This is a genomic window from Streptococcus sp. CSL10205-OR2, assembly GCF_025660655.1.
GTDB lineage: Bacteria > Bacillota > Bacilli > Lactobacillales > Streptococcaceae > Streptococcus.
Genome location: NZ_JAOTIN010000003.1, coordinates 1 through 25,656, shown reverse-complemented (window position 1 = coordinate 25,656; position 25,656 = coordinate 1). Strand labels below are relative to the sequence as shown.

The 25,656-nt window shown below is 36.3% G+C and carries 20 protein-coding genes and 2 pseudogenes; 2 read left to right on the top strand and 20 right to left on the bottom strand.

Annotated features, from left to right (window positions below; all coding sequences use genetic code 11):
- Positions 1–17: 17 nt before the first annotated feature.
- The 10 genes from N7659_RS02445 to N7659_RS02400 all read right to left on the bottom strand — a co-directional run bounded on the left by N7659_RS02445 (position 18) and on the right by N7659_RS02400 (position 11,438).
- A complete protein-coding gene (locus N7659_RS02445; RefSeq protein ID WP_263275650.1) occupies positions 18–494 on the bottom strand; it encodes a transcriptional regulator GutM in 477 nt (158 codons plus the stop codon).
- Positions 494–2,359: a BglG family transcription antiterminator gene (locus tag N7659_RS02440; protein ID WP_263275649.1), complete on the bottom strand. Its 1,866-nt coding sequence runs from the start codon at positions 2,357–2,359 to the stop codon at positions 494–496. Before N7659_RS02440 ends, N7659_RS02445 begins: the two co-directional genes overlap by 1 nt.
- A 30-nt stretch (positions 2,360–2,389) precedes the next feature.
- The gene (locus N7659_RS02435) at positions 2,390–3,190 is read right to left on the bottom strand and encodes an SDR family oxidoreductase (RefSeq protein WP_263275648.1); all 801 of its coding nucleotides are present in this window, start codon (positions 3,188–3,190) and stop codon (positions 2,390–2,392) included.
- 261 nt (positions 3,191–3,451) lie between these two features.
- On the bottom strand, positions 3,452–4,162 hold the full coding sequence (locus N7659_RS02430) for a TIGR00266 family protein (RefSeq protein ID WP_263275647.1): 711 nt from the start codon (positions 4,160–4,162) through the stop codon (positions 3,452–3,454).
- Positions 4,163–4,221: 59 nt separating this feature from the next.
- Entirely contained in the window at positions 4,222–4,716 is a 495-nt protein-coding gene (locus N7659_RS02425; RefSeq protein WP_263275646.1) for a beta-class carbonic anhydrase, read from the bottom strand.
- Between the two features lie 58 nt (positions 4,717–4,774).
- Positions 4,775–6,139, bottom strand: coding sequence for a DNA repair protein RadA (gene radA, locus N7659_RS02420; protein WP_263275645.1), 1,365 nt, complete (start codon positions 6,137–6,139; stop codon positions 4,775–4,777).
- Between the two features lie 2 nt (positions 6,140–6,141).
- Entirely contained in the window at positions 6,142–6,588 is a 447-nt protein-coding gene (locus N7659_RS02415) for a dUTP diphosphatase (protein ID WP_263275644.1), read from the bottom strand.
- Positions 6,589–6,706: 118 nt separating this feature from the next.
- Entirely contained in the window at positions 6,707–8,503 is a 1,797-nt protein-coding gene (locus N7659_RS02410; RefSeq protein WP_263275643.1) for an ABC transporter ATP-binding protein, read from the bottom strand.
- Positions 8,500–10,212 carry an ABC transporter ATP-binding protein gene (locus N7659_RS02405; RefSeq protein ID WP_263275642.1) on the bottom strand — a complete coding sequence of 571 codons (1,713 nt, stop codon included), beginning with the start codon at positions 10,210–10,212 and terminating at the stop codon, positions 8,500–8,502. The genes N7659_RS02410 and N7659_RS02405 overlap by 4 nt, the downstream gene beginning before the upstream one ends.
- Before the next feature lie 200 nt (positions 10,213–10,412).
- Positions 10,413–11,438: a YeiH family protein gene (locus tag N7659_RS02400; protein WP_317629560.1), complete on the bottom strand. Its 1,026-nt coding sequence runs from the start codon at positions 11,436–11,438 to the stop codon at positions 10,413–10,415.
- A gap of 218 nt (positions 11,439–11,656) precedes the next feature.
- Here N7659_RS02400 and N7659_RS02395 point away from each other — a divergent pair, with 218 nt between their 5' ends.
- Together N7659_RS02395 and galU are read left to right on the top strand one after the other, a co-directional pair.
- Entirely contained in the window at positions 11,657–12,670 is a 1,014-nt protein-coding gene (locus N7659_RS02395; protein WP_263275641.1) for an NAD(P)H-dependent glycerol-3-phosphate dehydrogenase, read from the top strand.
- A 20-nt stretch (positions 12,671–12,690) separates the two neighbouring features.
- A complete protein-coding gene (gene galU, locus N7659_RS02390; protein ID WP_263275640.1) occupies positions 12,691–13,590 on the top strand; it encodes a UTP--glucose-1-phosphate uridylyltransferase GalU in 900 nt (299 codons plus the stop codon).
- Between the two features lie 48 nt (positions 13,591–13,638).
- Here galU and N7659_RS02385 read toward each other — a convergent pair whose 3' ends face one another.
- The 10 genes and pseudogenes from N7659_RS02385 to N7659_RS02340 all read right to left on the bottom strand — a co-directional run.
- On the bottom strand, positions 13,639–14,328 hold the full coding sequence (locus N7659_RS02385) for a rhomboid family intramembrane serine protease (protein WP_263275639.1): 690 nt from the start codon (positions 14,326–14,328) through the stop codon (positions 13,639–13,641).
- On the bottom strand, positions 14,312–14,851 hold the full coding sequence (locus N7659_RS02380; protein ID WP_263275638.1) for a 5-formyltetrahydrofolate cyclo-ligase: 540 nt from the start codon (positions 14,849–14,851) through the stop codon (positions 14,312–14,314). Before N7659_RS02380 ends, N7659_RS02385 begins: the two co-directional genes overlap by 17 nt.
- A gap of 109 nt (positions 14,852–14,960) precedes the next feature.
- Entirely contained in the window at positions 14,961–15,386 is a 426-nt protein-coding gene (locus tag N7659_RS02375) for an aspartate carbamoyltransferase regulatory subunit (RefSeq protein ID WP_411575291.1), read from the bottom strand.
- 25 nt (positions 15,387–15,411) lie between these two features.
- A complete protein-coding gene (pyrB, locus tag N7659_RS02370) occupies positions 15,412–16,341 on the bottom strand; it encodes an aspartate carbamoyltransferase (RefSeq protein ID WP_263275636.1) in 930 nt (309 codons plus the stop codon).
- 3 nt (positions 16,342–16,344) lie between these two features.
- The gene (pyrE, locus tag N7659_RS02365) at positions 16,345–16,995 is read right to left on the bottom strand and encodes an orotate phosphoribosyltransferase (RefSeq protein WP_281402391.1); all 651 of its coding nucleotides are present in this window, start codon (positions 16,993–16,995) and stop codon (positions 16,345–16,347) included.
- A 13-nt stretch (positions 16,996–17,008) separates the two neighbouring features.
- Positions 17,009–17,737, bottom strand: coding sequence for an orotidine-5'-phosphate decarboxylase (gene pyrF, locus N7659_RS02360; RefSeq protein ID WP_317629559.1), 729 nt, complete (start codon positions 17,735–17,737; stop codon positions 17,009–17,011).
- Positions 17,738–17,832: 95 nt separating this feature from the next.
- A complete protein-coding gene (locus N7659_RS02355; protein ID WP_263275635.1) occupies positions 17,833–18,018 on the bottom strand; it encodes a hypothetical protein in 186 nt (61 codons plus the stop codon).
- Positions 18,019–18,126: 108 nt separating this feature from the next.
- Positions 18,127–19,338, bottom strand: coding sequence for a DUF6287 domain-containing protein (locus N7659_RS02350; protein WP_263275634.1), 1,212 nt, complete (start codon positions 19,336–19,338; stop codon positions 18,127–18,129).
- A 246-nt stretch (positions 19,339–19,584) separates the two neighbouring features.
- Positions 19,585–19,698, bottom strand: a pseudogene (locus N7659_RS08210) (LPXTG cell wall anchor domain-containing protein); the annotation flags it as partial.
- Between the two features lie 1,167 nt (positions 19,699–20,865).
- Positions 20,866–25,278: pseudogene (locus N7659_RS02340) on the bottom strand (S8 family serine peptidase); the annotation flags it as partial.
- Between the last annotated feature and the right edge of the window lie 378 nt (positions 25,279–25,656).

The window sequence follows — 25,656 nt, the reverse complement described above, 5'->3', positions numbered from 1 at the left end:
TAGCATTTACTTCTTTGTTATTTTTTCATTTGTAGTTTAAAATGTGTGACCAATGCTTTTAAGTTATCCGTCATATTAAAAGGTGAAGCAACTTTTGGAACATCTTTATAGTTGCCAGCTTCTACTCTTAAAAAAAGTTCTCTAGCATCTTCAATAGCTGTTTGAAGCAATTTATTTTCACTTCGCACTATCGGATTGTATTTATCAAGGTAGTGGATATCTTGTCCAATATAATTTAGCATCGGCTTAAAGGTTGCCATAACAGTAGTGCCTTGCATTTTTCTTGCATCTAAAACATTTCCTGAAGCATCAAGCGCAAACATAACAATGGTTCCTACTTTTATTTTACCTGATCTTCGGCCTATCGCCACTCGCCCTTTATGTCGCAACTGTGAGTATACGGTGTTAAAATGTTTAATCTGTCGTAAGCCAAAAACAATTTGAAGAATATAAGCAGCAACAACTATAATCGCTAAGATATAAATTTGATCCATTAAAACAAACCTCCATTCCTAACAGTTTCCAAAAATTCCTCCTCTGTTTTTAAATGTCTTATTTTTTCTTTTAATGTGTTATCACTTGCAACACTAAAAATCAAGTCATATAATTCTAATAATTCTGATTCCATCTCCTTTTCAATAGTTTTTGGAATGGCGACTAAAAAGATTAAATCAGTTTGTCTTCCCTCATTTTTATAAGGAATATCTAAAACACCTAGCATTAAGATAATTTTGGTGCCACGTTGATTGATGGTGTGTGGAAAAGCTATCATGTTGTGAAAAATAGTTGATTGCTTTGCTTCACGCTCTAAAATTCTGTTAATAAATCCTTCATCTACCAACTTTCTTGTCACTAGCTGATTAGACATGGCTATCAAATAATCTTCATACGTGTCCTTTTTCGTAAGGCGCATAAAATCTAGTTCTGTCTGATTGAGATGTCTTTTATGATAGTGAGTGACTTTTTGCCATTCAGCTTGTAGCCATTTATCGTCAAACAAGTTAGTGATTTGAATAACAGGCGATTTTAAAGACCCAAATTTAAGAGGAACTGTTGTAAAAATTGCAAAATAATCATCATGAACTTCTGGATTAAATTCTTCTTCTGAAAATTGTTCAATCTTAACACCATTACCAAGTATTTGTTCTAGACGGCGATAAATCATCATTGCCGTTCCTCGTCCTGTTGTACAAACAATGGCAACTTTCTTTTGAGGTGGGGTAATAAAGCCTTCAGAATGTCTTAGAATCATTTCAAAATAAAGAGCGAGGTAACTAATTTCAGACAACTCAATCGTATAGCCAAAATCTTGTTCTAATTTTTCCATAGCAACTCTTGCCATTTCAAATGATAAAGGATACTTAGTTCTAATATCTCCATGAAAAATATCCTTATTTTGAACATGAAATATGAGACGATTAATTAGAAATTTCAAGTGTGTTTTTATTTCCTCGAATAATTGATTGGAATCAAATTGAATTAGAATCTTATCTCTGATATTTTGTATCATGTTGTCATAAAGAAGACACAACTCACTATTAAATTCTGTTTTATAATTAAGACCATCAATATACTGTGTATTTAATGGAAAACTCAGAAAATCACGTTCATACTGATTGAGTGTTATGTCGTAATGTTTTTCTATGTGTTCCACTAATTCTTGAATCATCTCATCTTTAGCTAAGGCGTTTTGATAATAGGTAATTGGATTTTTTAATACCTTACCTTTTGACACGCGCGCCACTATAATGGCAATGATATTGACCATTAATTCTTGAATTTTAAGAGGAATACGGTAGCTAGTAAATAAATCTTTTAAAAATAGTTTAGTCTCATTTGTTAAACGATCTGATTCAAAATAACCATAAACTTGATGGATATACAGTAACCTTAGATTGACTTCATCACCTTTTATCTCAATTCCTCTATTTGGTCGACCTATAATATCAACATGATAGGTATTTGAAAGAGTCTTAACTTTTTTTAAATCTTTGTTAATAGTGCCACGGCTAACGCCAATATCATCAGCCAAGTCATCAATTAATAAGGGAGTTGAACTCTTTGATAGACGTCTAATGAGATAGGCCATTCTTTTACTCGATGAGTTAAAATCCATTTCTTTACGCAAACTACCTGCTAGAATTTGTTCTAAGCGAGCATAGTCATAGACTTCTAAATATAACTTGTTGTCTTTTTGATAAAGATGAATATCCTCATCCAATAAATCATTCAATTGCTCTAAACTTTTTAAAAGAGTTTGCAGACTGATGTTTAAATCTTTTTGTAACTCTTCCAAAGTCATTCCTGGATTTGCTACAAGCATATCTAATATCTTATACCAACGCTTGACTGTTGCCACATCTATCACTCCCTTTTTGGTTAGTTAGTACTAACCACGCGTTTTTCCACCAGCAATATTAGTTGTAATACCCGTGATGTAACTAGAACGATCTGAAAGATAATAAGCAACAAGATCTGCCACTTCCCTTAATTTACCACTTCTACCTAAAGGTGTTACATTGGTCGCAGCATAACCTGATCTAATTTCTTCCACCGTCTTACCCCTAGTATAGCCAAGCGCTTCCTCATAAGCAAGCGTTCTCAATGCTGTTTTTTCCATAATTCCTGGTGCAATACCTACCACTCTAACACCATATTTACCAAGTTCTTTTGCCCAAGAACGAGTATAACTATATACAGCAGCTTTTGTTGCCGCATAAGCACTTTGTCCCTCAGAACCTTCTAAACCAGCTTCAGAGGCCATATTAATAATGACTCCTTGTTTTTTTTCTACAAGCACACGAGCTACTGCCTGACTAACAAGATATAATCCTTTTTGATTGATCATTGTTATCTTTTCAAACGTTTGTTCATCCAGTTCGTACTTGCCATAAGGATCTTTAGGGTCTACTAAAAGTCTAGGAATATTTATTCCTGCATTATTAACCACACCATCAATTGTCCCAAAATGTTTAAGCGTTGCTTCAACAGCGCCTTCTACTTGTTCTTTAGATGTCACATCTACTTTTTGATAAAAGAGATTGTCGTGTTCCATGTCACTAGGAGAGATATCAAAATTAGCAACATTGACACCAAGTGACAATAATTCTGTGACAATACTTAGACCTATTCCTGATGAGGCTCCTGTCACAATAACAGTTTTTCCTCTGATGTTTAACCAATCGTCCATATCAACACTCCTTTATAATATTATATCTCTATTATAAAAGCGCTTTCAAAAATAATTAAGTCATATTTTTTTATTGCTTTTCTAAAAATGATAAACTAATTGATATCTTCTGCTATTAGAGAGTTGTAAGAATGCCTTAAACAGTCATTTGAGAAACATTAAAAAAGGCTAAAGAAAATTCTCTTTAGCCTTTTAAGATTATCACATTAATCTTAACTTCTTTTATAATATCTTTAAAACGACTTTTTACTGTAGCCTTTGTTATGATCTCGTTGGAATATAACGTTTTAAAACATTGGCAAAGGTTTCAACATTGAGACTTTGCACATAAATCTCACCTGTTCCAGAAAAAGTATTAACAATACCTTCTCCGGTTCCTATGGATTGTAAAAAACCATTTTCTAAATGGATATCATAATCCAACTCCTGACTCCAAGCCACAACATGAGCGTTGTCGATGGTTATGGTGTCATTGCTTAACGCTATTTTTTTGATGGAACCAAAAGCATTGGCTAAAAGCGTTCCCGCACCTTGTGTGGTCATGACGAAAAAGCCACCTTGTCCTCCCAAAAGAGCACGTCCCACACTTTGACGTTCCATAGTATAAGATGCAGAACCATCAAGTGCTAAAAAGGCACCATCATTTAAACGGTATTGTTTAGCACCAATCTCTAAAGGAATGACTTCACCAGGTGTTGCTGGTGCTAAGGCGAGTTTACCATCGTTTGATTCTGCAACAGCTTCTGTGATAAAAGCTGACTCCCCTGAAACCATTGAACGACCGATGGCTCCCACAAGTTTTCCCAAACCAGAGCCTTTACTGTTTAATCTGGTTTTTAGAACAACATTGGGCGTGTGGTAAATCATTGATCCTTGTTGAATGTAGACTTGTTCTCCTTGATCAAGCTTTATTTCAACCAAAGGAAATTGTGATGCTTCGCTAATGGTGTATGACATACGATTATCAATCATGATATTATCCTTTCTTTGTGTCATTAATAATATAAGATATTAGATAGTTTAAACACTCCTTATTTTATTTCTACCATACGACCCGTATCAACATCGTAGATAGCACCAGAAATCATGACATCATCTGGAATAAGAGGTGACTCTTTCAAAATGGCAACGTCTTCTCTGACACTCTCTTCAAGATTCTTAAAAGGTAGAAAATCATAGTTTGAAACATCAACAGCTAAGTCTTTTTTGAGTTGTTGCTTGAAACTATCGTTAGTGAAGGTCTGGGCACCACAATCTGTGTGATGGAGAACAACAATTTCTCTTGTTCCTAACAATTGCTGAGATATGGTTAGGGAACGAATCATGTCTGGTGTCACTCGGCCTCCTGCATTTCTCAAAATATGAGCATCACCCAAGGCCAACCCTAGCGCTTGAGCCACGTGTAAACGTGAATCCATACAAGTGATAATGGCGACCTTGGTTTTTGGTGGTAAAGGAAGATGGGCAGTTCCGTGGAGATTGACATAAGCTTCGTTTGCCTCCATGAATTTTTTAAAGTAAGACATTTATTCTCCTTTTCATTTCTCTAGTATACCAAACTGATTTTAATCATAAATTTAACTTTTAGCGACCAAATACTTTTTGTAAGACATCACTTACTGTTGACACGCCAATCACTTCTATATTTTTAGGAATTTCTATACCTGCTAAGGCCGTTTTTGGCACATAAATCTTGGTAAAACCTAATTTACTGGCTTCATTGATGCGTTGATCGAGGCGATTGACTCTTCTAATTTCACCGGTTAGACCAATCTCTCCCACAAAACAGTCTTGAGGGTTGGTTGGTTTGTCTTTATAACTTGAAGCAATCGCGATTGCCACGGCTAAATCAATGGCAGGTTCATCTAATTTGACACCGCCAGCTGACTTGAGATAGGCATCCTGGTTTTGTAGAAGCAAGCCACAGCGTTTTTCTAAGACTGCCATAATGAGACTTGCTCGGTTAAAATCAAGACCTGTTGTCGTTCGCTTGGCATTACCAAAAACGGTAGGTGTCACAAGAGCTTGCACCTCTGCTAAGATGGGTCTTGTTCCTTCCATTGTCACGACAATAGCTGAGCCTGTTGCACCATCCAATCGCTCCTCTAAAAAGACTTGACTAGGATTTAACACCTCGACTAAACCGACAGACTGCATTTCAAAAATACCAATCTCATTGGTTGAACCAAACCGATTTTTGACAGCTCGTAAGATTCTAAAGGTGTGTTGTCTTTCCCCTTCAAAATAAAGAACCGTATCAACCATGTGTTCCAACAATCTTGGACCGGCTAAGGTGCCTTCTTTGGTGACATGGCCAACAATGAAGGTCGCAATATTGTTGGTTTTAGCAATTTGCATGAGTTCAGCAGTGACTTCTCTCACCTGACTGACTGAGCCTTGCACACTAGAAATTTCAGGGCTCATAATCGTTTGAATGGAGTCGATAATGAGGAAATCCGGTTGAATTTTTTCAATTTCTGCACGGATAGATTGCATGTTGGTTTCTGCGTAGACATAAAAAGCATTGTCAATGTCACCCAGACGCTCACTTCTGAGTTTAATTTGTTGAGCAGATTCTTCACCAGAAACGTAAAGGACTGTTCCTTGATGAGCCAGTTGTGTTGATACTTGAAGAAGCAGAGTAGATTTCCCGATACCTGGATCGCCACCAATCAAAATAAGACTTCCTGGCACAAGACCTCCTCCAAGCACACGATTAAATTCAGCCATGTCGGTTTTAACGCGGGAAAAATGGCTTGATGTGACGTCCTTTAATTTGATGGGCTGACTTTTTTCACCTGTTAAGGATACGCGTGCATTTTTGACGTCAGTAATTGGTGTTTCTTCAACAAAAGAAGACCACGCTGAACAATTGGGGCAACGCCCGAGGTATTTTGGTGAATTATAGCCACATTCTTGGCAAACATAAACCGTTTTTTTCTTAGCCATAATTAATGTCCTGTACTTCCGAAGCCACCCGTTCTTTGTCCGGTTGCTTCATCATTATCTGCGATTAAAAAAGGGGCAAAAACAGCTTGAACAATCCGTTCACCAACTTCGACCACCACTTCTTTATCAGTGATATTTTTCATCTGAGCAAAAATATGGCCTTCATTGGCTGGATTTCCGTAGTAATCACCATCAATCACACCGACAGAGTTGATGAGAACAAGCCCTTTTTTTCGAGGGTTAGAAGAGCGATCGTAGAGATAGAGCACTTCATTAGCCTGCATGTAAGCTTTGACACCTGTTGGGACTAGTTTAATCTCACCTGGCTCTAAAATAATTCTTTCAGCTGCTTTTAAATCATAGCCAGCTGCATGGGTTGTTTCTCTTTTGGGTAATAATGTGTTTTCTGTGTACTTACTAACTAGTTCAAAACCTCTTATTCTCGTCATTTAACCGTCTCCTTTTTTTATATACCTTATTATAATTTATTCGCAAATGAATTGCAAAATCAAGACTAATCTCCACAAAAAAGAGTCATCTTAAATAGACAACCCTTAATTTTGATTATTATTCAAAGACAAATTGATTGTGATAAAGTTCAGCGTAGAAACCTTTTTCTTTTAGTAATTGATGATGATTGCCCTGCTCGATAACTTGACCGTCTTTTAAGACAATAATGTTGTCAGCATTTAGGATGGTTTTAAGACGATGAGCAATGACAAAACTAGTTCGTCCAGCAATAACAGTTTCCATCGCTTTTTGAATTTTACTTTCAGTTACCGTATCAACATTTGATGTTGCTTCATCCAAGATGAGGACTTGAGGGTCTGTCAACAAGGTTCTCGCAATGGAAATCAGTTGTTTTTGACCCGTTGAAAAAATATTATCACTATCACTCACCATCGTTTGGTATTTATCCGGCAAACTTTCAATGAATTCATGGATATGGGTAGCACGCGCTGCTGTTTCAATCATTTCTTGACTAGCATCTGGCACACCAAAGGCGATATTTTCAGCAATGGTGCCACTGAATAAGACGGATTCCTGTAGCACGATACCGACATTTTGTCTCAGACTATCTAAATCATATTCTCTAATATCTCTACCGTCAAAAGCGATATAACCGCCATCGACATCATAAAACCGATTAAGCAGGTTCATGATGGTAGTCTTACCAGAACCGGTTGGTCCAACAACAGCAATCATCTTCCCTTTAGGTGCTGATATGGTAACATCAGATAAGACTTTTTGTCCTGGAAGATAACCAAAATCCACATGATTAATCGTCACTTCCTCTTTTAACTCGGTAAACTGAGGCGCATTTTGGGGCTTCACTTCTTCAGTCTCATCAAACATTTCTTGAATTCTTGAAGCACCCGTAAAGGCTAACTGTAATTCTGCCCAGCTTGATGAAACTTGCATGATAGGCTGATAGTATTGTTGTGAGTATTGAACAAAAGTCACCAGTAACCCTAAAGCCGCAGCTCTTGTGAGACTCACATCATTTAAAACAATGGTTGACCCAAGAAAAATGACTGTTGCTGTATTGAACAAACTAAAGCCATTCATCACAGGAAATAGTAAGCCGGCAAACAATCTTCCTTTAAAGGTTGCACGACGAACACGGTCATTTAGCTCTGTAAAGCCACTAATAGTATCTTCTTGTAAGCCTTGAACAATAATAGCTTTTTGACCAGAAATTTTTTCATCCATATAAGCATTGAGTTGACTAACCTCTTCTTGCTGGAGATCAGTGTATTTTCTGGCTTTTCTAATAATGATAAATAAAACGATGATAGCAATTGGTGTTGACATCATAGTCACTAAAGCAAGTTTGACGTTTTGCGTATACATCATCCAAACCAAACCGATATAAAAGGCAATATTGGACACAACTTGGGTCATGCTTTGATTTAGAGAGTTTTGAATGTTATCCAAATCACTGGTAAAACGCGATAAAATATCACCATCTTTATGTTGATCAAAAAAGGCAATGGTTAACTTTTCTAATTTGCCAAAAAGACCTTTTCTCATACTACTCGTTGAATAGGCAACAATTCTCGTGAAGACTAATGTGTAAATCAAGGTGGAAACCGCTGTAAAAACATAGGTTAAAAAGAGGTACCACATAACGGATAAAAATGGGGCTTTGCTAGGTTCAACAAAGGCTTGACCTGTCGCTTGGCTAACCGCTTTTGCTTCAAAATAATCTTGGGTCCATTGCCCTAGTTCTGTTAAGGATTGCCCTAGAAAAATAGGGGCTTGTACGCGTAAGTAGGTTGAAACAACAATGGCCAAGAAAATAAGAAGAAAGGATAAACGGTATTTTTTAAAATAATACCAGAAAAAACGAGCTGTTTTCATTGATTCTCCTCCTGACCTTTTTGTGTTTCATAAATTTCGCGATAAATAGCATTAGTTGCCACTAACTCTGAGTGAGTGCCTTGACCAATGAGAACACCATTATCTAAAACGAATATCTGATCGGCCTTAATGACTGAACTAATCTTTTGAGCAATCATAATGGTTGTGGTGTCTTTTAATTCATTGTTTAAAGCTTCTTGCACCAATTTTTCTGATTTGGCATCAAGTGCTGACGTGGAATCATCTAAGATGAGAACTTTTGGATTACCAATCACACCTCTTGCAATACTCATTCTTTGTTTTTGACCACCAGAGAAATTATTCCCTCTTTCTTCAACCATACTCTCATAATGCTCAGGCATCCGATCGATAAATTCTTGCGCTTGAGCAATGCTTGCTGCTCTTTCAAGGGCATGATTATCTGCTGAAGGATTTCCTTGTCTTAAATTATCGGCAATGGTTCCACTAAACAAAATCGCTTTTTGTAAAACAATGGATACTGTTTCTCGTAAGTTTTTTTCATTGATTGTTTTAATGTCATGACCACCGATTAAAACACGGCCTTTTTCAGGATCAAATAATCTAGCAATCAACTGAGCTAGGGTTGATTTTCCTGAGCCGGTAGCACCGACAATCCCAACCATTTGCCCTTTTGAAATGGCAAAACTGACATTTTTCAAAGTCGGATTAGTGTCTTTTGGATAAGTAAAGGTAACATCTTCAAAGAGCACACTACCTGATAAGTCCACATCTTCAACGTCTTCAAATGTCATGGCTGGTTGAGTAGCTAAAATTTCTTTGATACGCTTAATAGAAATGAAGGCACGGCTGGCTTGCATCCCCATGAAACCTACCATAATAATAGTAAACATGATTTGCATCATATAGGTCATAAAGGTGGCAACACTACCAATGACTTCTGGGTCACTCTCAACAAAGGTTGATACCATATAAATAGCCACGAAAATTGCCATATAAGAAACGAACATGAGGGCCGGTTGCATGATGGAAAAACCGTAACCAATAAACAAATTCAACTCTAGTAGATCATCTGATTTTTCCTTGAATTTATTGTATTGTGATTCTTCTTGAACGAATGATTTTACCACTCTAGCACCACGAAGATTTTCTTTTGCAATACCATTTATCTTGTCCATTAATTTTTGAAATTTGCCAAATCTTGGCCCCATTAAACTCATGATGATTCCCATGATCGTTGCAATAATCACAACCATTAACACTAAAATCCACCATAATCTTGGAAGGGTATCTAAGGCAAGAATAAAGGAGCCTAAAAACATCAAGGGCATTCTTAAAAGAACTTGAAAAAGCATCATCATCAAATTTTGGATTTGATTAACATCATTAGTCATTCTAACGACGAGATTTCCAGCATTAAATGACTCGACATTAGCATAAGAAAACGTCTGGATTTTACGAAAGGTAGCTTCTCTTATATCTGCTGAAACGCCTTGAGCAATCTTGGCTGCCAAAATCGTATTAACCACTCCTGATAATAGTCCTAGTAAGGCAATGACCAATAAAATAATACCAACAGATGTTATTTTATCGTAATCTTCTGTGAGTAAGGCTGTAAGGATAGATTTCATAAATCTAGGCTGCAATAAAGAGTTAGTCACAATTCCTAAAACCATCAAAACAGAAGCTAAAGCATACCATTTGTATTTCATAATGGCTTTAAATATCATCTTGTCTCCTTTATAAAAATAAGAGCAGTGAGTTTTAGCCCACTGATTGTTCTAGTTTCTTTCTATTTATTATTTATTTTATAATAATTATTGCTAAAAGTCTAATAAGCAGAACAATTTTCATTGTTGCTAACACTATAAAAAGAGAGCCCTTTTTATAGAAGACTCTCTTTTTTAAAATGTCAAAAGGTTAAAATAACTTACCAAAGATGAAAGAGGTGTTGCATTCCTAAACTCACCAAGGTGATGGCAATCCAACAACAAGCCCCTAAAATAATAGCCTGTTTACCCGTTTTTATTAATTTAATTAAGTGTGTATTAAGACCAATTGCTGCCATAGCCATGACAATAAAGAATTTGGATAACTGTTTAAGCGGGTTAAAAATACTTGGATTAATGCCCACCTGTGTCAAAATGGTTGTTAATAAGGACGCTAAAATAAAGTAAATGATAAACATAGGAAAGATTTTACTGATTTTAGGCCCTTGTTGTTTAACTTGACTGTTAGCTTGATTATTACGCAAACGATAAAACGATAAAAATAAGGTGATTGGAATAATTGCTAATGTTCTTGTTAGTTTAACAACAGTGGCCCCGTCCAAAGTATTTGAACCATGAATCCCATCCCAAGCTGTAGCGGTTGCTGTTACTGAAGAGGTGTCATTAACAGCTGTTCCTGCAAATATGGCAAACCCATCATTTGATAAACCAATCATTTCACCTAAAGTTGGGAAAATAAGCGCCGCTAAAATATTAAATAGAAAAATGACGGAAATGGCTTGCGCGATGTCATGATCATCTGCTTCTATAACAGGTGCTGTCGCTGCAATAGCAGAGCCTCCACAAATAGATGAGCCAACACCTACCAGGGTAGCTGTGTTAACATCTAGTTTTAAGGCTTTTTGTAACAAAGAAGCAATGACTAAAGAAGCGGTTATCGTAGAAAGAATAATCGGGAGTGAGCTTTTTCCAACAGCTAAAACTTGAGATAAATTCAAGCCAAATCCCAATAGAATAACAGCCAATTGAAGAATAAATTTGGATGTATATCTGACACCAATTTGGATATTATCAGACGGTTTATAAAAGATGTTTAAAATCATCCCGATAAAAATAGCAAATACTGGGGCTCCCACTAGAGGGGCTAGTCCTCCTAGAAACGAAGCGACACTAGCCATGACAAGACATAATAAGATACCGGGTATTCTTTTTGAAACGTTTCGCAAAATAATCTCCTTAATCCTTGTTAAATGAGTCAAAAACAACTCTAACTCTTTACTTAAAAAAGAATAGTTTCATTATAATAAAGTTTTTGGCTATTGTAAACTGACTAAACAACTTCTCCCTTTGGGATCTCATTTTTAGCGAGCTATTAAGACTTTTTTATAATAATTTGTTATAATGAAAATAATAAAATCACCTGTTTTAATAGAGGAGAGAAAAAATGACTAAACAAAAAATTGCTGTCTTAGGACCAGGTTCTTGGGGAACAGCATTATCTCAAGTGCTTAATGATAATGGTCATGAAGTGAGGCTTTGGGGAAATATTCCTGAACAAATTGAAGAAATAAACACCAATCACACGAATCTACACTATTTTAAAGATATTGTCTTAGATGCAAACATCAAAGCTTATACTGATCTTGAACAGGCTTTAAAAGATGTTGACGGCATTGTTTTTGTTGTTCCGACTAAGGTAACACGATTAGTCGCTAAACAAGTGGCTAATGTTTTAAAACACAAAGTTGTGATGATGCATGCTTCTAAAGGATTGGAACCAGAAACTCATGAACGCTTATCTGTCATTTTAGAAGAAGAAATTCCAGAACATCTAAGAAGTGATATCGTTGTTATCTCAGGGCCAAGTCATGCTGAAGAAACAATTGTTCGAGATATTACTCTTATTACAGCTGCATCTAAAGATTTAAAAGCGGCTCAGTATGCTCAAACAATCTTTAGCAATCACTATTTTAGACTTTATACCAACACCGATGTCATTGGTGTTGAAACTGCTGGTGCGCTTAAGAATATTATTGCCGTGGGGGCAGGAGCCTTAAAGGGATTAGGCTATGGTGACAATGCTAAAGCAGCTATCATTACTCGCGGATTAGCTGAAATTACACGTCTAGGGGTTAAAATGGGTGCCAATCCTCACACTTATAGTGGCTTATCTGGTGTAGGAGATTTAATCGTCACAGGAACTTCTATCCACTCTAGAAACTGGCGTGCTGGAAATGCCTTAGGTAAAGGTGAAAAACTAGAAGATATTGAAAAAAATATGGGAATGGTTATTGAAGGAATCTCAACCACCAAAGTTGCTTACGAATTGGCCAATGAATTAGATGTTTACATGCCAATTACAACTGCTATTTATCGTTCAATCTACGAAGGCGTTGATATCAAAGAAAGTATTCTTGATATTATGTCCAAAGAGATGAGAGCAGAAAACGAATGGTAACCCGACAAGGAGAAAAAGACATGAGAAAAAAAGTGAGAAAAGCCGTTATTCCTGCTGCAGGTCTAGGGACTCGTTTTTTACCCGCAACCAAAGCACTAGCAAAAGAAATGCTTCCTATTGTTGATAAACCAACCATTCAATTTATTGTTGAAGAAGCGTTGGCTTCAGGTATTGAAGATATTTTAGTGGTAACGGGAAAATCTAAACGTTCGATTGAAGATCACTTTGATTCAAATTTTGAATTAGAATACAATCTTGAAAAAAAAGGAAAGAAAGATCTTTTGAAATTAGTAGATGAAACAACTGGTATTCGTCTCCACTTTATTCGTCAAAGTCATCCAAAAGGTTTAGGTGATGCTGTGCTTCAAGCAAAGGCTTTTGTTGGGAATGAACCCTTCGTTGTCATGCTTGGAGATGATTTAATGGAAGATGACATTCCACTAACCAAGCAACTCATCAATGATTATGAGTCCACTCATGCGGCTACCCTTGCTGTCATGAAAGTTCCACACGAAGAGGTTTCAAACTACGGTGTCATTGCCCCTCAAGGTAAAGGGGTTAATGGTTTATATAGTGTCGATACTTTTGTCGAAAAACCTAAACCAGAAGATGCCCCAAGTGATTTAGCGATTATTGGACGTTACCTTTTAACACCAGAAATTTTTGATATTCTTGAAACACAAGAACCTGGCGCTGGAAATGAAATCCAACTGACCGATGCTATTGATAAACTTAACAAAACACAACGTGTTTTTGCCCGTCAGTTCACAGGGAAACGCTATGATGTCGGTGATAAATTTGGTTTCATGAAAACGTCTATTGACTACGCTTTAAGACATCCTCAAGTCAAAGATGATTTAAAACGTTATTTGATTGATTTAGGTAAAAAATTAGAACAAGAAAATCAAACCAAAAAATAACACTACCAATTAAAAGACAGGTATGATAAGATACCTGTCTTTTTAATATTAAAATAAAGAATAAGATCTGCCAAAAGCATAAAATAACAAGAAAGCAAGAATCAAGAAATAAACTATAAAAGCAAGAATTCTCTGATATTTAGGAAAAAGTTCTCCTTCTACTCTTGTAGTTAAAAAAATAGCCATGATAACACCACCAAGAGCTCCTCCCAAGTGGCCTTCTATGCTGATTCCTGGCATAAAAAGATTAAATAACAAGTTGATACCAATTAATAATTTATAATTTTGACCTAGTTGTTTGAGGTAGGGATTGATACCATAATGACCAACCAAAGCAACAGCCGCAAAAAGTCCAAATAATGATGTTGATGCTCCTGCAACAATAACATCTGGCGTCAAAACCATAGCCAACACATTTCCCATGATACCGGATAAAAGATATAAGATTAAAAACTTAGCCGAACCAAACAGAGGTTCTGTTATTCTACCTAGGAAAAATAAAGTGATGCTATTTAAAGCAAAATGTTCCCAACCGATATGCACAAAAATTGGTGTTACAAGACGCCATAATTGACTTGGAAACATTATGACGTAATCGCCATACATGCCACCAAAACTAAAAATGGCTTGAAAACTCTCTGCTTGCCCTAAATAAAGGAGTTGCATTACCAAAAAAATAATAATTGTCACTGCCAGTAAAAAACTAGTGACGGGGTAGTTTTTAATCATTTGTTTCATCTATTAGTACCTTTCTAACAGCTATATCGTGACTTTCTGGATCAAATTCCTTCAGTTGATATTGATAAATCGTAGCGACAGTTGCTCCCTCATAATCCTTTAGATAGCGATCGTAAAAACCACCGCCATAACCAATGCGATAACCGTTATGATTGAAAATAAGACCTGGAACATGTATCAAATCAATCTCATTTTTTAAGATGGCTTCATGACTATTTGGTTCTCGTACACCAAAAGATGACAAGGAAAGGTCATTGTCATCGTAAGGCACAAAAATCATTTCTCCTTTTGACATGATTTTGGGAACAAGTACTCTTTTTCCATCCTTATGCGCTTGGTCAATGACTAAAGACGTATTGTATTCAAAATCAAAAGAGAGATAGGTCGCAATTGTTTTTGCTTTTTTGTAATCTTTCAGAGTTATTAATTGTGCTAACAACTGTTGATCTGTTTGTTTTTTTAACAAAGGATCTTGTTGTTTTAATTGAGCAATCATCTCTTGTCGCCATAATTTTTTTGTCATGTTACTATCATATCATGAAAATTTCATTTTTTCTGCAAAAAATTTTAAGAATTTGACAATGAAAAATCACTAGGCAAAACTAGTGATTAAAGATTTGTTCTGTTTTTGATTACGCTGTTACTTGTTCAGCATCACAGTAGACACAACGATAAACCTTTTGGTCTTTATTGACCAACTTAAATTGTTGAACGATTTCTTGTTCAATCGATGTGATACAACGAGGGTTTTTACACTTGATAACATCTGTCAGAGATTCTGGTAAAGAAAGATGTACTTTTTCTTCTAATTTTCCTTCTTTAATACGGTTAACAGTAATATTATTATCAATATAGCCTAGAACATCAAAATCTAAAGGAATATCTTCATCAATCTTGATAATATCTTTGCGACCATATTTGGTGCTCATCACACGTTGAATAACGGCAACACCGCAAGATAATTTATCTAATTTTAACAAGTCATAAATTTCCATGCTTTTTCCTGATTTGATATGATCCAACACAATGCCTGTTCTAATTCCATCAATATTCATCATCTCTCTCCTTAATATCTATTGCTACTTATGCTTTTTTCTCAATGCCTAATAAGAATAAAATCAATGCCATTCGAATATGTTTCCCACACAAAGCTTGGAAGAAATATGCTGCTCTTGGATCTTTGTCGACTTCAACAGAAATTTCATTAACCCTTGGTAGTGGGTGTAAAATGGTTAAATCTTCTTTGGCTGCTTGTAATTTTTCCAAATCAAGAATGTAGCTATCTTTTAATCTAATGTAGTCTGCTTCATTAAAGAAACGTTCTTTTTGCACGCGTGTCATGTAAAGAATATCAAGAGAGCCCATAGCATCTTCTAATTTTTCAACTTCAGTCCACTGGGCCCCTGCTTGCGTCATCTTTTCTTTCATGTAATCAGGAACCTGTAGTTCTTGTGGAGAGATAAGGACAAATTTAACGTTAGGATAACGAAGCATGGCTTCAATCAGTGAGTGAACGGTACGACCAAATTTCAAGTCACCACAAACACCAACTGTCATATCTGAAAGTCTACCTTTTTTACGTTTGATGGTTAAAAGGTCTGTTAGAGTTTGTGTTGGATGGAAATGCCCTCCATCACCAGCATTGATAATAGGAACAGTTGTTCTTTGTGAAGCAACGATAGGAGCTCCTTCTTTTGGATGACGCATGGCAATAATTTCTGCATAGCAACCCACTGTTTGAATCGTATCACTAACGCTTTCTCCTTTAGCCGCTGAACTTGAGTCAGCAGATGAAAAACCAAGAATGCTACCACCAAGCTCTAACATAGCTGCTTCAAAACTTAATCTTGTTCTTGTACTTGGTTCAAAAAAGAGAGTAGCCAATTTTTTGTGCGCACAAATGCTTTGATAGTCTTTAGGATTTTCGACAATATCATCTGCTGTGGCGATTAATTGATCAATTTCTGCTACGGTTAAATCAGTAATATTGATAAGGTTTCTGATGTCTGTCATTGTTTAGTTGTTTCCTTTCATCCATGAATCATCTGTTGGGTTGTTTCTAAAAGTAATAATCTTTTCTTTTTGTTCTGGTGTAATAACTGTTTGATCAACAGCAACATCTAGTAACACATCAAGGTTGGAAAGACTATGATTAATCACTTGGTTTTCTTGCAAGCGCTCGTCTGCTTTTGACATGCCATAGGTAAAGATACTAGCAATGCCTAAGACATCTGCGCCAAATTCTCTTAAAACATTAACGGTATCAATGGCTGAACCAGCTGTTGAGATTAAATCTTCAATCACCACTACTTTTTGTCCTGGCACTAATTTTCCTTCGATCTGATTTGTTCGACCGTGTCCTTTAGCTGAGCCTCTCACATAACCCATTGGTAGATTCATGAGATGCCCAACAATGGCAGCATGGGCAATCCCAGCTGTACTGGTTCCCATTAATACTTCACAGCTTGGAAATTGGGACTTAATAATCTCTACTAATCCTTCTTCAATTATGGTTCTAACATCTGGTGAGGTTAGGGTTAAGCGGTTATCACAATAAATAGGGCTTTTAATCCCAGAAGCCCACGTAAAAGGCTCATCAGGTCTTAGAAATACAGCATTAATTTCTAAGAGACCCTTAGCAATGGTTTTATCCAAGTCTTTTGTCATCATCTTCCTCCTTTTATCCTTTTAAAAATGCTTGCTGACAGTTTTTATAGGCTAACACTGGATCTTTTGCCTTGGTGATTGGTCTACCAACCACAATAAAATCTGACCCTAATTGTTTGGCTTTTTCTGGTGTCGTTACTCGCACTTGGTCATCTTTATCGTTATCTAGGAATCGAATACCTGGTGTCACTGTTAAAAAGTCTGCACCGCAAACCTCATGAATCATTTGCACTTCATGAGGTGAACAAACAACACCATCAAGTCCAGCTGTTTTGGCATTTTGAGCATAACCCTTAACGGTTTCTTCAAGAGAGGATGAAATCAAGAGATCTTTTTGCATCCTTGTTTCATCTGTTGAGGTTAGCTGAGTAACTGCTATGATAAGTGGGCGCTTTTTTGACTGTTTAGCAGCTTGATTTGTCAATCCTTTTAGTGCAGCCGCCATCATATCAATAGTTCCTGCAGCATGCACGTTAACCATATCCACCTCTAAAGTGGCTAAAACACTCATCGCCTTTTCTACAGTGTTTGGGATATCATGGAGTTTTAAATCGAGAAAAATGTGATGGCCTCTAGACTTTATTTCTCTGATAATAGCTGGGCCTTCACTATAAAATAGCTCCATTCCAACCTTCACGAATAACTTTTCCTCAGTAAATTGCTCTAAAAAGGCAAGTGTCTCTTGTTTGTTTGGAAAATCAAGAGCGACAATAACTGCCTTAGGTATCTGTTTTAACGTCAATGGTTAGCCTCCTTATCTTTTGTAAAGTTGTGATGATTTACGCGTTGTGACTGATGCTCGAAAAAAGGCCACAAAAAAACCAGTCAAGCCAATGGCTAAAGCGCCAAAGCAAAACTGGAAATAGTAAAATTAACAACTGTAAAAATAGAAAAGCAAAAAGCTTTAAATAACTGGCACTGCTCTTGTACCAGTAAAACGAATGCTTTAAAAATAGAAAAGAGACAGTTATGACCAAAAGCTGAACTATTAAAGATAATTGTTTGCTTTAAGTGATTAAACATTCGTCTCTCCTTCTCATTTATTCTATTTTTTTATCTTTCCTATCTTAGCATACGAACAATAACTTTGTCAATCAATTTTTTTAAAAAATTTGAAGAAAAAGTGGAAAATTATTGGCGGTAATAATAGCTATCTGCGGAGTAATTTCCTCCTTGTTGGGCGATAATCAAACGTGGACGACTGGTATCACTCTGATCACCCTCAGGGTTGTTAAAACCAATTTTATATAACCCAAGTGCTGCCCCTGTATACCCATAACTGATGCTTACGTATGGTACTTTACTAACTTCATCCGAATTTTGAACAGAATATAATTTCCCACTACCATTAGTCGAGCCGTCCTCGTAAATCACAAGAATATTGCCTTTGCCATCTTTCCAAGTTCCTACTAGAGACGAAAAGTCTCCGTTATTAATGGCTTCTATGTCTAAATCTTCTTCCTGCGATTGATAGGCTTTCCACCAATCTTTTTCAAGATACTCTAACAAGCGAATACTGCCATCAATACCTTCCATAAAGGCTCGTCTTTCTTGACTAACAATCCCATCTGGTCCTTTTATCTTTGGTGGCACAAGTAACAAAGTCATTTCAGTATTGTTTGCCCCTGTATTTGTACCATACAAATGAACAACATAATAACCATCTCTTTTGGTAGGTAAGTTAGAGGGGCTAATAGCAAAATTACCATGAGATAAAATCCCATTCCAATACCCATCCTTTTTAATGGTAGGAAATACCGTGGTTCTGTCATTAAAATAATCATCAGGAGTATAACCCCCATAGGTAAAACCTGAATCTGCTATCGTTTTATTAAACTCATTAGTAGAAAAATGTCCCTCAAATGGTGTCAAATCACCTTGTAAGACAACATCATACTTTTCTAACTCACTAGGTTCTTTTTTAGTGAATATCATTTGATGACTTGGGTTGCCATCGGTCATCGTTATTTTGATATCCGTTGTACTTTTATACTCCACAATAATAGTAAAACCTAAATAGCCATCAGATTTTGTCATTGGCGTTTCTGACTTACTCATTCCATCAGATTCTTCCCATTTGGTTTCAAAGCTAGCAGTAACATCACCATCTAATGTCGTATAAGCCATTTGCCATTCGTTACTAGCCAATGATTTAACTGTTGCAGTTTCTCCTGAGGTGGCATAAAATGTTCCTGATAAATCGATTGCTTTTGATTTCTCACTTGATGTCACCTGTGTTGTTTGACTGTCTTGACTGTTAGCTTTTTTACTTTTATTAGTATTTGAGCATCCCGATATTATCAGTAAAATGATAATAGTGAAACTTATTAAACGATATGTCATTTTCTCCCACCTATTTTTAAAAATGGTATTTCTTCTTTATTTGGTATTTTTATCATCATGTAGCATACTTTATAATTTGTGATGATATGTTATATTATACCATGTTATTAAATTTCCTGTTGTGACATAAGAATAGTTGGTAGCTTCTCACACTAAAAACACTCTGGCAGAAAGACTTAAATGTCCATCTATCAGAGTGTTTTTGATACCTTTTAGATATTAGTCAAACTATCATCTACTCAAGGTTTATTGGTGTTTTCTTCTGCGATAAGTTGTCGCCATTCCCATTCCTCCAACTACTAGACTCAAGCCCAGTAGTGCTGATGTGGTATCTGAATCTCCTGTTTTAGGAAGAACTTTACCATCATTAGTAGTTGTAGAAACTGATGCTTGAATTGAAGAAGGGACATCTTTTTTAGTATCTACTGCTAATGGTGTTGCTTGTTTTTCTGTTGTTGAAACAGTGTTTTTCTTATACACCAATCCATAATCACTAAAGTGTTTAGCAATAAATTCAACTGCATTATGTATCTGACCATTCTCATCACTATAAATAATTGATGTAAATTCTAATGATTCTTCAGAAGAAGTATTTGGTAGATAAACAACACGTTCAACTTCTTTACCATCATCAACTGGCAAGATGACAAATGTATCTTTTGTTGGTTGCACACTATTTCCATCTTTATCTAATAAGATAATATCAAACAAATCATAGTCTTCTGATGCCAAAATGCTTGGTGTCTGTGCATCAGCTGTTTCTTTATGAGTGATTTTCAAACCAACAATTGGTGCCTGTTCTCCTTCTATAAGAACAACACGAACACCGTTAGTTACATCGATTAGTTCTTTATATATAGTCAATTCTTCTTCATCATTGGATGACTTAGTTGAGTCTTCTGGTGTCGGAGTTACTGTATCTTCAGATTTTTCCCCTGATTGATCTGGCGTTGGAACAGTAGTTGATCCTTTATCAATCATTTCACCTTCAAAAGTTGGTTTATCGTCTGCAGTAGGTGCTTCTTCTGGCACTTTGGTTTCTGGTACAAAGTCTGAAGCTGGTAGCTCATAACTTGGTGCCTTATCTGGCACTTTGGTTTCTGGGACAAAGTCTGAAGCTGGTAACTCATAACTTGGGGCTTCTTCTGGCACTTTCGTTTCTGGTACAAAGTCTGAAGCTGGTAGCTCATAACTTGGTGCCTTATCTGGCACTTTGGTTTCTGGTACAAAGTCTGAAGCTGGTAACTCATAACTTGGGGCTTCTTCTGGCACTTTCGTTTCTGGTACAAAGTCTGAAACTGGTAGCTCATAGCTTGGTGCCTTATCTGGCACTTTGGTTTCTGGTACAAAGTCTGAAGCTGGAAGCTCATAACTTGGGGCTTTATCTGGCACTTTAGTTTCTGGGACAAAGTCTGAAGCTGGTAACTCATAACTTGGGGCTTCTTCTGGCACTTTCGTTTCTGGTACAAAGTCTGAAACTGGTAGCTCATAGCTTGGTGCCTTATCTGGCACTTTGGTTTCTCTTATCTCTTTGCCATCTAAGCTATTAATAGCTTCTTGTAGTCGATTAAAGAGAGCATCTACTTGTTCTTGACTTGCTTTATCATTTGTTAAGAGAGTCTGAGCTTCTTGCAATAACTGGTCATAAGCTTCTTTTTTATCGTCACTAGCATTTTGATATTTCACTGATGTTTGTTTAAAGGCTGGTGCTTTTGAAACCAAATCACTTAAGTTTGACTTGTTTGTCTCTTGGCCATTTAACTGTTCTCTAGCGTTGGCTAGACTTTCTAAGGCAGCATCAATTTCAACTTGAGTCACTCTTGTTTTTTGTAGCACTTGTTTGGCACTTGCCAATTGATTAGCATAGTTTTCTTTTTCTGAAGTGCTAGCATTGATGAAACGAATACTGTCTTTAACATCTGTTTCTTTTGCTAATTCTTCTGACAATAAAGTCACAACTGTTTCTTGTCCATTGAGTGATTGATGTGCTGTTTGCAATTCTAAAACGGCTTTGTCTATCTCAGATTGAGGCGCTTTATTTTTCAAAAGATTTTGTGCTTTTTCAAGACTTACCAAATAAGCTCTTCTCAATTCTTCAGCTGCATTGTAAAAAGTAGCTTCTAGTGGCACATCAGTTTGACTATTGATGACTTCCATTAAAGCATTTTTATTGATGAGGGTGAGTTTTGTAGTGTTCACTTCGTCTTCAATAACTGAAACAGTTAAAGCCTCTAAATCTTCTAAAACATCATAACCTGTTGGTAGGGTTAAAGCCAAACGATAGTCACCTGTTGGCACATACTTACCATAGTCTGAACGTGAGTAAGTTGAATTTGGTAATACAATACTTGTTGTTTCACCACTAATTATTCGGACTTCAGATCCTCTTGGCAACTCTTTGTCAAAATCAATCAAAAGAGATGCTTTTGATAGAACTTTTACTTTGAAAATGGCATCTTTAACACTCTCTTCTTCAGAGATGGTCACTGTGACACTTCTATCACTAACTAATTGTGCGCGTTCTTCATCATATACGAATAAATCAACAGTATAGGTTCCAAATGGTAATTTGACAAGATTTAAATCGCCACCATGGAATTGTTTTCTCACCTGTTGGCCATTTTCATCTCTGATAGAATAAGTCACATCTACTGACACCTCTGAGTTTAGTTCTTCACTAAAGACTTTGATCGCAACTAAACCATTTTGATTACCGATACTAATCAAATTAGCTAGGGTAGACATTGCTCTGTTTCCTGCATAATCTTCAACCACATAATAGGCATGAGAGAAATCTGTCAATTCTTGAGGTAATACAAAGCTACCGTCTTCTTGTTGGTCGACAAATACTTTATTATCTAAAATAACAAAACCATCTTCACCTTGTTTTCTATAGCTTTCATTATAGTGACCGTCTTGATCAGCAACAAGATAGAAAAGACGCTCTCTGAAGATTCCTGACTCACCGTGTTCAACTGCTGGACGAGCTTTAAAGACTCTACTTGCTTTATCATAAGTAGCTGTTGTCAATGTTGGTGCTTGTCTATCTAAGATAATATCAAACGCCATTTCTTGCATAGCACCACCAGGAACATCTGAGTAATACGTTAGAACATATTGGTATTTACCATCAGCTACAGGTAGACCATCAGTTGTTGTGCCATCCCACTCTGTTTCAAATAATAGATTAGAGAGAGAATTGTTAGGATTTCCACCAAAGTAGTTCTTATAACCATTTTGAGCAGAGCTTACCCATAGAGGTGTTGTTCTTTCTTTATCATCAAAACGATAAACTTTAGCACGTAGGTTATTAAAGTTACGCAAGAAGACACCTTTAAAGGCAAATGAATCTTGGTTTTGGTCATCATTTGGTGAAATAGCCAAATGAGGTTTACCGTCTTCATCTAATTCAAGGATGTAAGCACCGTCATCTGATTGATAAGTCCCTAATACTTTCAATTCAACTGGTGTTGTCTCTCCTGTTGAAACAAGAGTATCAGTTGACGTTGTTACAAGCCCTGTGTAATTTTCTTGACTTGGAATTTCGAGAGATTCCTCTGGAGTGAAATAAAAACCAGCTTCCTCATCAGCAACAAGATCATAAATAGATTTTTCAATCACCTCAAGATTTTGGAATTCCCCTTTAAATCCAACGTAAGGAATACTAACGACATCACCACCATCAGCGATATCAGTAAATCTGACGTAACCTTCTAAGAAGTAGCCATTTGGCATAAGGCTTCGAAGCGGTTCATCAAATTTAGAAGCGTCAATATCAATGGTAATTGTTTTAGTTTGATGAGCTTCTACACGAACTTTTCCACCAGGAGTATTTTCTATATTAAGTGGTAACAAGGTAAACACACCTTGATTGACCAAATCAGTGTTGAGATGAGTAATATAGTTTAATTCTTTAGCAGTGTCACCAATATTGTGAAGAGTGACATCAAATCTAATTCTGTCTTTAACGTTACCAAGTGCAATACTACCATCACTATCCCCATTTCCTGTTAGATAGAGATTTGTTTGAGTAGCTGCTGCTACATCAATGAGACCAGCTCCTTGTTGGCGTGGTGATGTATAGGCTTTTGTATCTTTATTCAAATGAGGTTTGGCTGTACTCATCAAAAGAAGTTTGATGCTTTTTGCCATTTCTTCTTTAGACATGTTTGGATATGTCTTCAATAAATATTGTTTGACTAAGGCCGCTGCTCCAGCAACATGCGGGGAAGCCATACTTGTACCACTCATCATGGCATATTCATTATCATTAATAGAAGAATAAATAGCCCCACCTGGCGCTGCTAAATCAGGTTTTAACTCGCCATCAGCTGTTAATCCCCAGCTTGAGAAACTAGATAGTTTTTCTGCTTCTGGATTAGCTTCTTTGGTTTTTAAATTATTAAAAATTAATTTGTAATGATGTTTTGCTAACTCATCACCAAACTCTTTTTGAATAAAAAGAGAAGGAATCACATGAGCTGGTGCTTCTAAACTCATCACTTGGTTAGCTTCACCTGGACGATTGTTAAAGACAATAGCACCTATCGCACCATGTTGTGCGGCAGTTGCTATTTTCTCTGTAAAGGTAAATTCTCCACGTTCAATTAAAGCGATTTTCCCTTTAAGGTCTTTACCAGCATAATGCTCTTCTCTACCAAGATTTACAAATTCATAGTCATATTCTTTTCCTAATTCAAAAGTTTTATTGCTAACTTTTGGATCTTCATAAGTCACAAGACCATGATTAAAATTGCTATCATTTTCTAGTTCTTTTATCTTGAAGACTGGACTAATAATAGTTGAATTGTTGTATGAAGCAACAGAAATAGATTCTTTAGCAGTTGAAGGACTACCAACTAAGCCATAATCAGGATAGAGGGCTGATGGTTGAGAATAACCATTACCAAAAGTCCCATCATTTCCTGCCGCCATAACAACAGTAACACCAGCTTTTCTTGCTTCTTCTATCGCTCTTATTAATCTGTCATCAGAATTAATTAAAGAACCATTAGCACCACCTAAGCTCAGATTAATGGTATCTGCGCCTAATCTAACAGCATCTTCAATTGCTTTAACATATAAAGCTGGACCTGTTCCTCTTCTTTCATCAGAAAAGACACGCATGAACATCACTTGTGCTTCTGGTGCAACACCTGTGATTAACTCTCCTATATTTTCTTTCTTAGGATTACCTGCTGCAATTCCTGTAACATGTGTTCCGTGAGAATCTTTTTCTGATTCTTTTAATTGATCATTATTATCAACATAGTTATGACCAAAAATAACCTTATTGTTATACCATTTACCATAGTTAATGCCTGCCTTAGCTTTGGCCGCTTCTATTTCTTCTGCTGACTTGTATTTAGCTGTTGTTAAGTCAGTTAATTGCAAGACATCATGGTCAATATCAAGACCCGAGTCAATGATTGAAACAACAGTTCCTTCACCTTTATAGCCATTTTTCCAAACTTTTGGAACCGCAATAATGGTATTACTATCAATATTTTGTGGGGTTGCTTCAGTTTTATTAGCTGCTAAAGGAGTAGATTCGTTGCTCTTTTGCTCAGTAGCGACAGGATTTACTTCTAATTGGTCTGATGGACTATCATCTTCTACAATTTCAGATGTAGATGTAGAAGTAGATGTTGGGTTCGTCTCAAAAACAATCTCTGTAGCAGTTTCTGGCTGACTTTCCCCAGAAGCTACTGTTTCCGTTAAATCTGATGATGAGGTTGTTTCTAAACCACTGTCATTAGTCGGGGTTGTTTCTTCAAGTTTTGCAACCTCTTCTATTGTGGTTACAGTCTCAGATGGGTTTTTCGTGTATGAATCCGCAGCAACTGTGCCTGCACCACTGACGAAAAATACTGTTCCTAGTAAAATCGACATGGCACCGACTTTGTATTTACGAATTGAAAAACGTTGTTTTAAGCTCATAAATCTCTCCTTTTATCCTAAAAAGTCTATGAAGATATTAAACCATAAATTATCAGAAATTTCTATAATTTCTGATTATTATTTTGGATTTACTAAAAAATTTACTTTTTTTATAGATTTTTTTAAAATGCAATCGTTTTAGAGAAATCATTTTGTATCAAATGATATATTTTTACGATTATCTTATCCTTCATAATTTGACAACATAAAAAGCCATTAGCTAGCTAACGACTTTTATTTTTTATATTTTTCCCCAATTGTCAAGTTAAGTGCAACAAATTATTCCTCTGACTAAGTCATTAGTTCTTAAACTGTTTGAGCTAGCTCAAACAGTTTTTTAGCAGACTGATAGTTGTGTATCCTTCTAAGTTTATCATT